This is a genomic window from Amnibacterium sp., assembly GCF_051956055.1.
Classification (GTDB): domain Bacteria; phylum Actinomycetota; class Actinomycetes; order Actinomycetales; family Microbacteriaceae; genus Amnibacterium.
In genome coordinates this window covers 1-13,704 of the sequence record NZ_JBQCGC010000030.1, presented here as the reverse complement: position 1 = coordinate 13,704, position 13,704 = coordinate 1, and the positions used below count along the sequence as shown (strand labels likewise).

At 72.9% G+C, this 13,704-nt stretch carries 13 protein-coding genes; 7 read left to right on the top strand and 6 right to left on the bottom strand.

Features of this window, described 5'->3' with window-relative positions; translation table 11 throughout:
- Nucleotides 1–125: 125 nt before the first annotated feature.
- Complete coding sequence (gene sucD / locus ACTHLI_RS04460) at nt 126–1,010, bottom strand: succinate--CoA ligase subunit alpha (RefSeq protein ID WP_440181781.1); 885 nt, start codon at nt 1,008–1,010, stop codon at nt 126–128.
- A gap of 13 nt (nt 1,011–1,023) precedes the next feature.
- Nucleotides 1,024–2,187 (bottom strand): ADP-forming succinate--CoA ligase subunit beta, encoded by a 1,164-nt coding sequence (gene sucC, locus ACTHLI_RS04455; protein WP_440181780.1) that lies wholly within the window; start codon nt 2,185–2,187, stop codon nt 1,024–1,026.
- A gap of 123 nt (nt 2,188–2,310) precedes the next feature.
- Between sucC and ACTHLI_RS04450 the strand changes: the two genes are divergently transcribed.
- Nucleotides 2,311–2,805, top strand: a complete 495-nt coding sequence (locus ACTHLI_RS04450) for a MarR family winged helix-turn-helix transcriptional regulator (RefSeq protein ID WP_440181779.1) — start codon at nt 2,311–2,313, stop codon at nt 2,803–2,805.
- Nucleotides 2,806–2,817: 12 nt separating this feature from the next.
- Here the strand turns inward: ACTHLI_RS04450 and ACTHLI_RS04445 are convergent, their stop codons facing one another.
- From ACTHLI_RS04445 to ACTHLI_RS04435, 3 genes are read right to left on the bottom strand one after another with little or no spacing between them, the layout of a single operon-like run.
- Nucleotides 2,818–3,243, bottom strand: coding sequence for a GNAT family acetyltransferase (locus ACTHLI_RS04445; protein WP_440181778.1), 426 nt, complete (start codon nt 3,241–3,243; stop codon nt 2,818–2,820).
- Nucleotides 3,240–5,534: an ATP-dependent helicase gene (locus tag ACTHLI_RS04440; protein WP_440181776.1), complete on the bottom strand. Its 2,295-nt coding sequence runs from the start codon at nt 5,532–5,534 to the stop codon at nt 3,240–3,242. Before ACTHLI_RS04440 ends, ACTHLI_RS04445 begins: the two co-directional genes overlap by 4 nt.
- Nucleotides 5,535–5,541: 7 nt before the next feature.
- Entirely contained in the window at nt 5,542–6,462 is a 921-nt protein-coding gene (locus tag ACTHLI_RS04435) for a glycerophosphodiester phosphodiesterase family protein (protein ID WP_440181775.1), read from the bottom strand.
- A 132-nt stretch (nt 6,463–6,594) separates the two neighbouring features.
- Between ACTHLI_RS04435 and ACTHLI_RS04430 the strand changes: the two genes are divergently transcribed.
- Nucleotides 6,595–7,350, top strand: a complete 756-nt coding sequence (locus tag ACTHLI_RS04430; protein ID WP_440181773.1) for a Bax inhibitor-1/YccA family protein — start codon at nt 6,595–6,597, stop codon at nt 7,348–7,350.
- A 193-nt stretch (nt 7,351–7,543) separates the two neighbouring features.
- On the top strand, nt 7,544–8,752 hold the full coding sequence (locus ACTHLI_RS04425; RefSeq protein ID WP_440181770.1) for a hypothetical protein: 1,209 nt from the start codon (nt 7,544–7,546) through the stop codon (nt 8,750–8,752).
- 7 nt (nt 8,753–8,759) lie between these two features.
- On the opposite strand, the gene guaA is transcribed toward ACTHLI_RS04425, so the two are convergent.
- Nucleotides 8,760–10,373 carry a glutamine-hydrolyzing GMP synthase gene (gene guaA / locus ACTHLI_RS04420; protein WP_440181769.1) on the bottom strand — a complete coding sequence of 538 codons (1,614 nt, stop codon included), beginning with the start codon at nt 10,371–10,373 and terminating at the stop codon, nt 8,760–8,762.
- Nucleotides 10,374–10,488: 115 nt separating this feature from the next.
- Here guaA and ACTHLI_RS04415 point away from each other — a divergent pair, with 115 nt between their 5' ends.
- The 4 genes from ACTHLI_RS04415 to ACTHLI_RS04400 all read left to right on the top strand — a co-directional run.
- Nucleotides 10,489–11,145, top strand: a complete 657-nt coding sequence (locus tag ACTHLI_RS04415; protein WP_440181768.1) for an NUDIX hydrolase — start codon at nt 10,489–10,491, stop codon at nt 11,143–11,145.
- A complete protein-coding gene (locus ACTHLI_RS04410) occupies nt 11,142–12,617 on the top strand; it encodes a purine-cytosine permease family protein (protein ID WP_440181767.1) in 1,476 nt (491 codons plus the stop codon). The genes ACTHLI_RS04415 and ACTHLI_RS04410 overlap by 4 nt, the downstream gene beginning before the upstream one ends.
- Nucleotides 12,617–13,165: a cysteine hydrolase family protein gene (locus ACTHLI_RS04405; protein WP_440181806.1), complete on the top strand. Its 549-nt coding sequence runs from the start codon at nt 12,617–12,619 to the stop codon at nt 13,163–13,165. The genes ACTHLI_RS04410 and ACTHLI_RS04405 overlap by 1 nt, the downstream gene beginning before the upstream one ends.
- On the top strand, nt 13,162–13,704 hold a 543-nt coding region (locus tag ACTHLI_RS04400), incomplete at its 3' end, for an ADP-ribosylglycohydrolase family protein (protein WP_440181766.1). The genes ACTHLI_RS04405 and ACTHLI_RS04400, both read left to right, overlap by 4 nt.

Sequence of the window (13,704 nt, the reverse complement as noted above, 5' to 3'; positions counted from 1 at the left end):
GCTGATCGGTCGAGGCTACGGAGCCGTGCGCCGCACCTCCGCATCCGCTGCGGGGTGTCCGCGCTTCGTCGTTCAGGAGATCCGGCCGCCGTGCGCCGAGATCTCCTGAACGACGAAGCGAGCGGTCAGGCGGTGAGCAGCTCCCGCATGAGCGCGGCCGTCTCGGACGGCGTCTTGCCGACCTTCACGCCCGCGGCCTCGAGGGCCTCCTTCTTCGCCTGCGCCGTCCCGGCGGAGCCGGACACGATCGCGCCGGCGTGACCCATGGTCTTGCCCTCCGGCGCGGTGAAGCCCGCGACGTAGCCGACGACGGGCTTGGTGACGTTCGCCTTGATGAAGTCGGCCGCGCGCTCCTCGGCGTCGCCGCCGATCTCGCCGATCATCACGATCGCCTTCGTCTCGGGGTCCGCCTCGAACGCGGCGAGGGCGTCGATGTGCGTGGTGCCGATGACCGGGTCGCCGCCGATGCCGATCGCCGTCGAGAACCCGAGGTCCCGCAGCTCGTACATCATCTGGTAGGTCAGGGTGCCGGACTTCGAGACGAGCCCGATGGGTCCCTTGCCGGTGATCGTCGCGGGCGTGATCCCGACGAGCGACTCGCCTGGCGTGATGATGCCGGGGCAGTTCGGGCCGATGATCCGGGTCCTGCCACCGGTCGCCTTCGCGTGCGCCCAGGCCTCCGCCGAGTCCTGCACCGGGATGCCCTCGGTGATCACGACGAGGAGGGGGATGCCCGCGTCGATCGCCTCGATCATCGCGTCCTTCGCGAAGGCGGGCGGCACGAAGGCGATCGAGACGTCGGCCCCGGTCTCGGCCATGGCCTCGCGGACGGTGCCGAACACCGGGAGGGTGGTCTCGCCGTGGGTGACGGTGGTGCCCGCCTTCCGCGCGTTCACGCCGCCGACGACCTGCGTGCCGGCCTTCAGCATGAGCGCGGTGTGCTTGGTGCCCTCGCCGCCGGTGATCCCCTGGACGATCACCTTCGAGTCCTTGTTCAGGAAGATCGACATGGTTCGCGTCCTCTCAGTTCGCAGCCAGTGCGGCGGCCTTGTCGGCGCCGTCGTCCATCGTGGTGGCGAGGGTCACGAGCGGGTGGGCCGCCTCGGTGAGGATCCGCCGCCCCTCCTCCACGTTGTTGCCGTCGAGCCGCACGACGAGCGGCTTGGTGGCCGCGTCCCCGAGGATCTCGAGGGCCTGCACGATGCCGTTCGCGACGGCGTCGCACGCGGTGATCCCGCCGAACAGGTTGACGCAGACGCTCTGCAGCGGCGGGTCGCCGAGGATCACGTCGAGCCCGGCGGCCATCACCTCCGCGGAGGCGCCGCCGCCGATGTCGAGGAAGTTCGCCGGCTTCACGCCGCCGTGCGCCTCGCCCGCGTAGGCGACGACGTCGAGCGTCGACATGACCAGGCCCGCGCCGTTGCCGATCACGCCGACCTCGCCGTCGAGCTTCACGTAGTTGAGATGCGAGGCCTTGGCCTTCGCCTCGAGCGGGTCGGCAGCCGTCTTGTCCTCGAGCTGCGCGTGCTCGGGGTGGCGGAAGTCCGCGTTCTCGTCGAGCGACACCTTGCCGTCGAGCGCGACGACGTCCCCGGCCCCCGTCAGCACGAGCGGGTTCACCTCGACGAGCGTCGCGTCCTCGGCCGCGAAGACCTCGTACAGCTTCACGAAGACCGGCGCGACCTTCTCGACGAGCTCGGCCGGGAAGCGCGCGGCGTCCGCGATCGCGGTGGCCTTCTCCAACGTGATGCCCTCACCGGGGTCGACCTCGACCCGCGCGAGCGCCTCCGGCCGCTCGACCGCGAGCTCCTCGATCTCCATCCCGCCCTCGAAGCTCGCGAGGGAGAGATAGGACCGGTTGGCGCGGTCGAGCAGGACGGAGAAGTAGTACTCCTGCCGGATGTCCGCCCCGGCCGCCACCATCACGCGGTGGACGGTGTGGCCCTTGATGTCCATGCCGAGGATCGCCCGGGCCGCCGCCTCGGCGTCGTCCGGCGTCTTCGCCACCTTCACGCCGCCGGCCTTGCCGCGGCCGCCGACCTTCACCTGCGCCTTGACGACCGTGACGCCGCCGAGCCGCTCCGCCGCCGCGCGCGCCTCCTCGGGGGTGTCCGCGATGATGCCGGCGAGGACCGGCACTCCGTGCTGCTCGAACAGGTCACGTGCCTGGTACTCGAAGAGATCCATCCGCCGTCCACGTCTCCTTCTCTGAGAACCGTGACACCCTATCGGCCGCCCGCTCGGCACTTCCCCGGCGCCGGAGGCGGTCCGGCGTTGCCACGTCAACCCTCGCCGGGATACGGTGCGGGAATGGCCGTGGAGCTCACGAGCGGAGAGGCGTCGACGTGGCGTCTCATCCAGCGGCTGTCCGACCTCGCGAACGGTGTCGTCGAGCATCAGATCCGGTCGGCGGCCGACCTCTCCGCAGCGGAGTTCGACGTCCTCCGCTGCCTGGTGGAGGCGCCCGACCGGCAGCTCCGGCAGAACGAGCTCGCCGCCCTGCTCGGGTGGGACAAGAGCCGGCTGTCGCACCAGCTCACGCGCATGCAGCACCGCGAGCTCATCGACCGGCAGAAGTCGGGCCGGGTGCACGCGGTCGCGGTGACCCGCATGGGCGTGCAGAAGTTCGAGCTCGCCGACAACGCGCACGTGGCCGCGGTGCGCACGCTGCTGCTCGAGCACCTGTCCGCGGCCGAGCGGGAGGCGCTCGAGCGCACCGCCGCGCAGGCGGCGGCCGCGGCGGCCGAGCAGGCGGCGAAGCCGGCCACCTCCCCGACCCGGGTCCTGCGCGCCCGCACCTCCTGACCCCGAGATCGGTCAGGCGTCGGGGATGAGCCGCTTCCCGAGCCCGGTCGCGCCGTCCGCGGCGTACCCGAGGCGGTCGTAGAACGCCGTGACCGCCTCGTTCCCCGAGCGGAGCTGCACGTTCACCTTCGGGCAGCCGAGCGCGGCGAGCCGCGCCTCGGCCTCCGTCATCAGGAGGCGCCCGATGCCCTGCCCCTGCCGGTCGGGCGCGACGGCCAGGTAGTACACCCACCCGCGATGGCCGTCGTACCCGGCCATGGCCGAGCCGACGAGACCGCCCTCGTCCTCCGCGACGAGGAACAGCTCCCGCTGCACGAGCCGCTTCCGCGCGATGTCGCGGTGCGGGTCGTTCCACGGCCTGGTCAGGCCGGCCGCCTGCCAGAGCGCGACCACCGCGTCCTCGTCGGCGTCCGCGAACGGGCGCACGTGGACCGTCACAGCTTCACGATCGGCGCGACCTTCACGAGCAGCCGCTTGCGGCCCGCCGTGTCGAACTGCACCTCCGCGATGCGTTTCGCGGCGGTCCCCGTGATCGCCTGCACCCGCCCGTCGCCGAAGTCGTCGTGGCGCACCCGGTCGCCCACGGCGAGCTCGAGGTCGCCGTTGTCCCGCACCTTCCCCGTGACGCGGTTGGTCCACTCGGTCTTCGGCTTCGCCTGCGCGGCGGCGGCCCCCGCGGCGCTGCCGCCCCACGAGAGGCTGCCGGCCGCGCGGCCGCCAGCGCCGGGCCCGGTCATGCCCGGCGACTGGCGCCACTCGATGAGCTCGGCCGGGATCTCGGCGAGGAAGCGGCTCGGCGCGGAGACGCTCGTCTCGCCGTAGCTGTTCCTGGTCATCGCGAGCGAGAGGTAGAGGCGCTCCTTCGCCCGGGTGATCCCGACGTAGAACAGCCGGCGCTCCTCCGCGGGTCCGCCCGGCTCGTTCGCGCTCATGCGGTGCGGGAGGAGGTCCTCCTCGATGCCCGTCAGGAACACCGCCTTGAACTCCAGCCCCTTCGCGGTGTGCAGCGTCATCAGCGAGACGGTCCCGGAGGTGTCGTCGAGCTCGTCCGCGGCGGCCACGAGCGCCGTCTCCGTGAGGAAGTCGATGAGCAGCCCGTCGGGGTTGTTCCGCTGGAACTCCTTCGTGACCGCCAGCAACTCCTCGATGTTCTCGAGTCGCGCCTCGTCCTGCGGGTCCCTGCTGGCGCGGAGCGCGTCGACGTAGCCGCTCTTCTGCATGAGCAGCGCGAGCACGTCGAAGACCGGGATGGGCGCGTTCCCCTCCGCGGGCGGTGCGGTCATCGCGGTCGCCTCGTCGAGCAGGTCGGAGAGCCCGGTGATCGCCTTCGCGACCTTCGGGCCGAACCCGAGGTCGCCTGCCCGCCGCAGGGCCTCGCGGAACGTGATGCCCTCCCGCTCGGCGTGGTTCGCGAGCTGCGTCTCGGTGACCTGGCCGATCCCCCGCTTCGGGGAGTTGAGGATGCGGCGCATCGCGAGCGCGTCCGCGGGGTTCGCGACGGCGATGAGGTACGCCATCGCGTCCTTGATCTCGGCCCGCTCGTAGAACTTGGTGCCGCCGAGGATCCGGTACGGCACGGCCGACCGGATCAGGATCTCCTCCAGCGCACGGGTCTGCGCGTTGGTCCGGTAGAAGACCGCGACATCGCGGTACTCCATGCCGCCGCGGTGCAGCTGCTCGATCTCGTCTGCGACGAACTGCGCCTCGTCGTGACCCGAGTAGCCGGTGAACCCGACGATCTTCGCGCCCGCCCCGCCCGCGGTGAACAGGTTCTTCGGCTTGCGGTCGAAGTTGTTCGCGATCACCGCGTTCGCGGCGTCGAGGATCGTCTGGGTCGACCGGTAGTTCTGCTCGAGCAGCACGACCGTCGCGTCGGGGTAGTCCTGCTCGAACTCCACGATGTTCCGGATGTCCGCGCCGCGGAACGCGTAGATGGACTGGTCGGAGTCGCCGACCACGGTGAGCGACGCGGCGGGCAGCCCGTCGGCGGGCCTCGTGAGCTCGCGGATCAGCGCGTACTGCGCGTGGTTCGTGTCCTGGTACTCGTCGACCAGGATGTGCCGGAACCGGCGGCGGTACGGCTCGGCCAGGTGGGGGAAGGCGCGGAACAGGTAGACGGTCTGGGCGATCAGGTCGTCGAAGTCGAACGCGTTCGCCGTCTGGAGGGCGCGGCTGTACTCGCGGAAGATCGTGAGGAACATCGCCTCCTTCGGGTCCGAGAGGTTGACGCTCCGCGAGAAGGTCTCGGCGTCGACGAGCTCGTTCTTCAGCTTCGAGATGCGCCCTGCGACATTGGCGACCGACCAGCCCATGACATCGGCCTCGTACTGCTTGACGATCCGCTTCAGCAGCGCGCGGGAGTCGCCCGAGTCGTAGATCGTGAACCCGGTGCCGTAGCCGAAGGTCTCCGCCTCCCGACGCAGGATGCGCACGCACGCCGAGTGGAAGGTGGAGATCCACATGCCGTCGGAGGCATGGCCGACCATGCTGCGGACGCGCTCCCGCATCTCCCCTGCGGCCTTGTTCGTGAAGGTGATGGCGAGGATCTGGCTCGGCCACGCCTCCCGCGTCTCGAGGAGGGAGGCGATGCGGCGCGTGAGGACGCTCGTCTTGCCCGACCCCGCGCCGGCCACGATGAGCAGCGCGGGCCCGCGGTAGAGCACCGCTTCGCGCTGGCGAGGGTTCAGGCCTTCGAGCAGCGCGGATGACGGTTCGACCAGCTGCGGCATGATGCGCTCAAGGGTAGGCCGGGACACCGACAGCCGGAGGGGCGCCGACCACGGCGTGCGCGAGATCCGGGTGGTCCGCGAAGACGCCGGTCACCCCGTTGGCGACGAGGCGCCGCCAGAACGCGCCGTACCGGCCCAGCCGCCCGGCGGGCAAGCGGTAGCGCGGTGGGAGGTAGTGGTTCTCGGGGCGCAGCGTCCACGTCCACACGTCGAGGCCGAGGTCGCGGAACGCTCCGACGGTGCGGGCCGTCGCGAGGCCGGTGCGGAGGCTCACGCCCGCGAACCCGACGAACGCGCGCGGCTGCTTCACCGTCCGCAGGTCCCGCAGGGGATGGTTGCCGAGCAGCGCGACCAGCGGGTGCCGGAGCCCCGCGGCCTCGAGCCGCTCGAGCGCGTCGTGCTCGAAGCTCTCGATCGTCAACGGCGGGAGCGCCGGAGCCCCGGCGACGGCGTCGAGCAGGAGCGCCTCGAGCGGCAGCCCCCGCGACGCCGAGTACGCGGGGTGCTTGAGCTCGACGACGAGCCGGACGCCCGCCGGGGCGGCGAGCGCGAACGCCTCCTGCAGCGTCAGCACCCCCTCCCGGCCGTCGTGCTGCGCGCTCAGCGGCCTGAGTCGCCCGATGCGCTCACGGGCGGTGAGGGACCGCACCTGCGCGAGCGTGAGGTCGTCCGCGAACCAGCCGCGGAAGGTGCGGCCGTCGATCTCGCGCGCGGTCCGGTGCCGCGCGAGGTCCGCACGGCCGGCCACGTCGGTCGTGCCGGAGAGCTCCGGCTCGTGCCGGAGGATCAGCGCGCCGTCGCTCGTCGCGACGACGTCGATCTCGATCGCCTGCGCGCCCTGCGCGATCGCGAGCTCGAGCGCGGAGCGCGTGAGCTCGGGCCGGTACCCGCAGGCACCGCGATGCGCGATGACGAGCGGGGCGGGCACCAGCCGAGGCTACGACACCGGAGGCGGGATGCTTAGGAACCGCATAGCCCGCACTCCCGCGAGTCGTCCGGGAGGTTCATAGACTTCTCCTTCCGGCGCGATCGGCGCCGGTCCCCGACAGGAACAGGAACCATGGCGAACCCCGCCCTCTCCAACAACCCCGCGTTCCGGAACACCGGCACCGTGAGCGCCTCGCAGCTGGAGGAGCTGTACGAGCGCCCGGCGGCGTCCCCCGCGGACACCGGCCGCATGACCTACGAGGACACCGCGGTGAAGACCGTCGTGCTCTTCGCGGTCCTGCTCGCGACCTCGGCGGTCGGCTGGTTCATCCCCGCGCTCGCGATCGTCGGAGCTCTCGTCGGCTTCGCGCTCGCGATGGTGAACACGTTCAAGCGTCAGCCGTCCGTCCCGCTGATCGTGCTCTACGCCGCGGCGGAGGGGCTGTTCGTCGGCGGCGTCTCGAGCATCTTCGAGGCGAGGTGGGGCGGCATCGTCGGCCAGGCGGTGCTCGCGACCTTCGTCACCGTCGGCGTGACCCTGGCGCTGTTCGCCTCCGGCCGGATCCGCGCCTCCGCGAAGGCGACGAAGATCTTCCTCATCGCGATGGTGTCCTACCTCGTGTTCCAGCTGCTGAACCTCGTGCTGATGCTCACCGGCGTCGCCCAGGGCACCTTCGGCCTGCAGAGCGGCGTGCTCGGCATCGTGATCGGCGTCGCGGTCGTCATCATGGCGGCGTACTCGCTCGTGCTGGACTTCGACTTCGTCCAGCGCGGCGTCCGCCAGGGCCTGCCGGCGAAGTACGGCTGGACCGGCGCGTTCGGGATCATGGTCACGGTCGTCTGGCTCTACTTCGAGTTCCTGCGGCTCATCGCGATCTTCCGCAACTGACGCGTTCGCGTCGCGCGAAGGGCGCCAGGGCTCCGGCCCCGGCGCCCTTCGTGCGTCCGGGCGCCGCCGACGCCGCCTTCTGGGGGCAGCAGGGTGTGCACCGGGCGGCGTGTCCGAGCGCACGTCGCGGGCCGCGCACGTGGTCCCTCCCGTACGGTGACGGCGCCCCGTCCGGAAAGGTCCGCTCAGAGACATGCAGGTGACCGACCTCCTCGCCCCGCTCGCCGTCGGGTGGGGCCGCCGCGTGCGGGAGGAGCTCGACGTCGTGCCGCACCCGCCCGACTCGCGGCGGCAGACCGTCGCGGGCCCGGACCCGGATCGCGTCCTGGTGCTCGGGAACGGCCCCGCGATCGGGTTCGGCGTGCTCGCCCAGGAGCTCGGGCTGCCTGGGCACCTCGCGCGCCGCATCGCCGCCGCGACCGGGCGCGGCATGGCGATGGACGTGCTCGCCAGGAGGGGCACCACGGCGGCGACGGCACCGCTGCTCGTGGACGAGGTCCGGACGGCCCAGTACGACGCGGTGCTCGTCTGCATCGGCTCCAGCGACGCCTACAACCTGGTGCCGGAGCAGCGCTGGCGCTCGGACCTGACCCGGCTCCTCGACGTCCTCCGGGGCGCGACCACGCCGTCCACCGTGCTCGCGGTGCTCGCCGCCCGTCCGCTGCAGCGGCCGAACGCGGCCAGGGGCCGGGCGGGACGCCTGGTCGACGGGCACGCGATGCGGCTGGATCGCGTCGCGGCCGAGGTGTGCGGGGATCGAGCCGGCGTGGTGCACCTCGCCGAGCCGGCCGAGCTGCTGCCGGTCGCCCCGCGCGACCCGGAGGCGTACGACGGCCTGGCCGCGCTGATCGCTCCGGTCCTCGCCCGCCGCCTGGACGCCCTCGCCCTGGCACCGGGACCGCACGACGCCAGGGCGGTGCGCGCCAGGCCGGACCCGGAGGCCGCCCGTCAGACGGCCTTGGACCGGTCGCGGCTGCTCGAGCTCGGCCCGAACCCGCGCCTGGACCGGTTGCTGCGGAGCGCGAAGGAGCTGTTCGGCACCACCGCCGCGGCGGTGACGCTCGTCGACGGCGACCGGGTCGTGACGAGGGCCGCGACCGGGATGCCGCCCGGACAGGCGCCGAGGACGATCTCCCCGTGCGATCGCACCATCCGGCAGAGCGGCGCCCACGTCATCGGCCGCATCACGGACGAGCGGATCACGGGCGCGGGCTGGCGCTTCCCCGCCGGCCACCCCGTGCAGTCGCCGGACGGCTACCGGATCGGCGCCCTGTGCGTGCTCGACACGGTCGACCGCGAGCCGGACTCGGTGGACCGGACCGCGCTCGCCGAGATCGCCTCCCGGGTCGAGTCGGAGCTGTGGGCGGAGTCCGCCGCGGCGACGCAGCACGCCGCGGGCTGAGCGCCCGTCACTCCCACTCGATGGTGCCCGGCGGCTTCGAGGTGACGTCGAGCACGACGCGGTTCACCTCGGCGACCTCGTTCGTGATGCGGTTCGACACCTTCGCGAGCAGGTCGTACGGCAGCCGCGTCCAGTCGGCGGTCATCGCGTCCTCGCTCGACACCGGCCGCAGGACGATCGGGTGGCCGTAGGTGCGCCCGTCGCCCTGCACCCCGACGCTCCGCACGTCGGCGAGCAGCACCACCGGGCACTGCCAGATCTCGGCGTCCAGGCCGGCCGCGGAGAGCTCCTCCCGCACGATGGCGTCCGCCCGCCGCAGCGTCGCGAGCCGGTCGCGCGTGACCGCACCGACGATGCGGATCCCGAGCCCGGGCCCGGGGAACGGCTGCCGGCCGACGATCGCCTCCGGCAGCCCGAGCTCGCGGCCGATGGCGCGCACCTCGTCCTTGAACAGGGTCCTGAGCGGCTCGACCAGTGCGAACTCGAGGTCCTCGGGCAGGCCGCCGACGTTGTGGTGGCTCTTGATGTTCGCGGTCCCGCTGCCGCCGCCGGATTCGACGACGTCGGGGTAGAGGGTGCCCTGCACCAGGAAGCGGACGCTCTCCCCCGCCTCCGACGCCCGCGCGACGACGTCCGCCGCGGCGCGCTCGAACGTCCGGATGAACTCGCGGCCGATGATCTTCCGCTTCGTCTCCGGGTCGGCGACGCCGTCGAGCGCCTCGAGGAACACGTCGGCCGCGTCGACGACGACGAGGTCGACGCCGGTCGCCGCGACGTAGTCGCGCTCGACCTGCTCCGCCTCCCCCTCCCGGAGCAGCCCGTGGTCGACGAACACGCACGTCAGCCGGTCGCCGACCGCGCGCTGCACGAGCGCGGCGGCGACGGCGGAGTCGACGCCGCCGGACAGCCCGCAGATGACCCGCGCGTCGCCGACCTGCGCGCGGATCCGCTCGACCTGCTCCGCGATGACGTTGCCGGGGTTCCAGTCCGCCGGGATGCCGGCCGCCTCGTGGAGGAAGTGCTCGATGACCGCCTGGCCGTGGGCCGTGTGCCGCACCTCCGGGTGCCACTGCACGCCGTACAGCCGGCGCTCGTCGCTCGCGAACGCGGCGAGGGGGGTGGACTCGCTCGACGCGAGCACGCGGAAGCCCTCAGGGGCCTCGGAGACGGAGTCGCCGTGACTCATCCAGACGACCTGCTCCGCGGGCTGGCCGCCGAGCAGCGGATCCTCGGCCGCGGCGGCGACCCGCACCGCCGTCGAGCCGTACTCGCGGCGCCCGGTGTGCGCGACGGTGCCGCCGAGCTGCTGCGCCATCACCTGGAAGCCGTAGCAGATGCCGAGCACGGGCACCCCGAGCTCGAGGATCCCGGGATCGAGGGACGGCGCGCCCTGCTCGTAGACGCTGGAGGGGCCGCCGGAGAGCACGATCCCGGCGGGCTGCCGCGCAGCGACCTCCTCGGCCGTCACACCGTGCGGGACGATCTCGGAGTACACGCCCGCCTCGCGGACGCGGCGCGCGATCAGCTGGGCGTACTGCGCACCGAAGTCGACGACCAGGACGGGGTGCGCCTCGCCGGAGGGGCGCTCGGGAGCGGGGGCCGCTGGCGGAGTGCTCGTCACTCCCCCAAGGGTACGGCCAGCGGACACCTCCCCGCCGCCGAGTAATGGTCAGGAGCACCCGGAGTGCTACGCTCGCGCCCACGACTTCGTGTCGGCACGACCTTTAGGGAGGCGCGTGGCCGAGCAGACGGTGGAGGTCGCGGTGTCGACCGTGATCTTCGGGATCCAGGAGCACGAGGGAGCCGCGAAGCTCCACCTGCCGCTGGTCCGTCGCGTCCGGGAGCCCCACCTGGGCTCCTGGGCCCTCCCCGGGGGCCCGCTGCGGCCGGAGGAGTCGCTCCGGGAGGCGGCGAGGCGCAACCTCGCCGACACGACCGGGCTCGACGCCGCGCACCTCGAGCAGCTCTACACGTTCGGGGCCGTGGATCGCGGGGGGCCGCAGCGCGTGGTCTCGATCGTGTACTGGGCGCTCGTGCGCACGGAGGTCGCCGCGACGACCCGCGAGGACCCTCACGTCGCGTGGTTCCCCGCGGAGGAGCTGCCGCCCCTCGCGTTCGACCACGAGGAGATCGTCGGCTGGGCGGTCAAGCGTCTGAAGAACAAGCTCGACTACACGCACCTCTCCCACGCGCTGCTCCCGGAGGAGTTCACCCTCGGGCAGCTGCGGGAGGTGCACGAGGCGATCCTCGGTCGCCGCCTCGACCCCGCGAACTTCCGGCGCCGCACCGAGGCGTCCGGCACCGTGCGCCCGACCGGCGCCCACCAGGCGGGCGTGCGGCACCGGCCGCCCGCGCTCTACCGATCCACCGCCAGAGAGGAACTGCTCACATGAGCGCCACCACCGAGCCCGCGAGGACCGCGGGCGGGATCGAGACCGTGGGCCTCGACACCATCGCCGAGGCCGATCGCCGCGGCCGGCCCCGCGACCTCTTCTGGCCGTGGTTCGCCGCCAACGTCTCCGTCCTGGCGCTCAGCTACGGCTCGTTCATCCTGGGCGACGGCATCTCCTTCGCCCAGGCCACGGTCGTCGCGATCGTCGGCATCGTCGTCTCGTTCGCCCTCTGCGGCGTGGTCGCCCTCGCCGGCAAGCGCGGGTCCGCTCCGACGATGGTGCTCTCGCGCGCCGCGTTCGGGGTGCACGGCAACCGCCTGCCCGCGATCCTGTCCTGGATCCTCACCGTCGGATGGGAGACGGTGCTGGCGGCGCTCGCGGTCCTCGCCACCTCCACCGTGTTCCGGGAGCTCGGCTGGAACGGCGGCGCGGGCACGAAGGTCGTCGCGCTGATCGTCGTCGCGGTGCTCATCGTCGGAGCCGGGGTCGCGGGCTTCACGGTCATCATGCGGCTGCAGCAGTGGATCACGATCATCACCGCGGTGCTCACCGTCGTCTACGTCGTCCTCGCGATCCCGCACATCCGCTTCGACGCGGTCGCGCACCTCGCGGCCGGCTCGCCGCAGGCGGTCATCGGCGCGCTCGTGTTCGTGATGACCGGATTCGGCCTCGGCTGGGTCAACGCGGCGGCGGACTACTCGCGGTACCTGCCGCGGACGGCGAGCGGGCGCGGCGTCTTCGGCTGGACGACGTTCGGCGGGGCGCTCGCGCCGGTCATCCTCGTCGTCGTGGGCCTGCTGCTCGCCGGGTCGTCGAAGTCGCTGTCGGACGCGGTCGCGGCCGACCCGATCGGCGCCCTCACCTCGATCCTGCCGGTCTGGTTCCTCATCCCGTTCGCGATCGTGGCGATCCTCGGGCTCGTGGGCGGGGCAGTGCTCGACATCTACTCCTCCGGCCTCGCGCTGCTCACCGCGGGCATCCGCATCCCGCGCCCCGTCGCGGCCGGGGTGGACGGGGTCGTGATGATCGCCGGCGCCGTGTACGTCGCCTTCATCGCGCCGGACTTCTCGAGCCCGTTCCAGGCGTTCCTCGTGACCCTGGGCACGCCGATCGCCGCGTGGTGCGGCGTCTTCATCGCGGACTCGCTCCTCCGGCGCCGCGACTACGCCAACGCGGAGCTCTACGACGCCCGCGGCCGGTACGGCTCGGTCCGCTGGTCGGCGGTGCTGCTCGTGCTCGTCGGCACCGGGGTCGGCTGGGGGCTCATCACGAACTCGTACGGGGTACCCGCGTGGCTGAACTGGCAGGGCTACCTGCTGGGTCCGTTCGGTCTCGGCGGCCCGACCGGCGCATGGCAGTACGCCAACCTCGGGGTGCTGGTGGCCCTGCTGATCGGGTTCCTCGGCACCCTGGTGCTCGGCAGGGGCGCGGTCCGCGAGCAGGAGGCGCTGCCCACGGGTCCCGCCGCGTGATGCGCACGCGGCTCGTCGTCGTCGACATGCAGCACGTGTTCGCCGATGCGGGGAGCGCCTGGGCGACGCCCGGGTACGCGGCCGCGTCGGCGGGCATCAGGCGCCTGCTGCCCGCGTTCGCCGGCGGAACCGTGTACACCCGGTTCATCGCCCCCGCGGAGCCGCGGGGCGCCTGGATCCCGTACTACCGGGCATGGCCGGACCAGCTGCTGCCCGAGGACGACCCCGCGTGGGACATCGCCCCGGAGCTCCCGGTGGGCGACTCCCCGGTGGTGACCGCGACCACGTTCGGGAAATGGGGTACCGAGCTCGCGGCGGCGACGGAGCACGCGGAACGGCTCGTCGTCGCCGGCGTCTCCACCGACTGCTGCGTGCTCTCGACGGCGCTCGCGGCGGCGGACGCCGGCCGGTTCGTGGTGGTTCCGGAGGACGCATGCGCGGGCCTCACCGAGGCCGACCACCGGCGCGCCCTGGACGCCATGGCGCTCTACGCTTCGCTCATCGAGATCAGCGACGTGGCGTCCGTGCTCGCCATGATGGCGGGATGAACCGGAGGGACCGGGCGCTCGGCGCGCTGCTCGGGCTGGCGATCGGGGACGCGCTCGGGATGCCGACGCAGACCCTCAGCCGCGAGGCCGTCCTCGCGGCGGGTCCCGTGACCGGATTCCGTGCCGCGGCGCCGGATCATCCGCTCGCGCACGGGATGCAGGCGGGACGGGTCACCGACGACACCGAGCAGGCCCTGCTCGTCGCCGACGCGCTCGTCGCGGGCGCCGGCCGGATCGACCCGCTGCGGCTCGCCGGCGCGCTGGACCGCTGGGAGCAGGAGGCGCGCGCCCGCGGCTCCCTCGACCTCCTGGGGCCGTCCACCCGGGCGGCGATCCAGGCCGTCCGGGAGGGCACCCCCGCGGCGCTCGCGGGGACCTCGGGCACGACGAACGGCGCGGCGATGCGCATCGCGCCCGTGGGGATCGCCCGCTCCGCCGCCGATCTCGAGCGCTTCGTCGACGCGGTCGAGGAGGCGTGCCTGGTCACCCACCACACGTCGCTCGCGATCGCCGGAGCGGCCGCGGTCGCGGCGGTGGTG

Excerpts from the sequence above, each read along its gene's own strand:
- sucC (WP_440181780.1), bottom strand. The coding sequence starts at position 2,187 with ATGGATCTCTTCGAGTACCAGGCACGTGACCTGTTCGAGCAGCACGGA.
- ACTHLI_RS04430 (WP_440181773.1), top strand. The coding sequence starts at position 6,595 with ATGGCGAACCCCGCCCTCTCCAACAACCCCGCGTTCCGGAACACCGGC.
- sucD (WP_440181781.1), bottom strand. The coding sequence starts at position 1,010 with ATGTCGATCTTCCTGAACAAGGACTCGAAGGTGATCGTCCAGGGGATC.
- ACTHLI_RS04450 (WP_440181779.1), top strand. The coding sequence starts at position 2,311 with ATGGCCGTGGAGCTCACGAGCGGAGAGGCGTCGACGTGGCGTCTCATC.
- ACTHLI_RS04440 (WP_440181776.1), bottom strand. The coding sequence starts at position 5,534 with ATGCCGCAGCTGGTCGAACCGTCATCCGCGCTGCTCGAAGGCCTGAAC.
- ACTHLI_RS04405 (WP_440181806.1), top strand. The coding sequence starts at position 12,617 with ATGCGCACGCGGCTCGTCGTCGTCGACATGCAGCACGTGTTCGCCGAT.
- ACTHLI_RS04425 (WP_440181770.1), top strand. The coding sequence starts at position 7,544 with ATGCAGGTGACCGACCTCCTCGCCCCGCTCGCCGTCGGGTGGGGCCGC.
- ACTHLI_RS04410 (WP_440181767.1), top strand. The coding sequence starts at position 11,142 with ATGAGCGCCACCACCGAGCCCGCGAGGACCGCGGGCGGGATCGAGACC.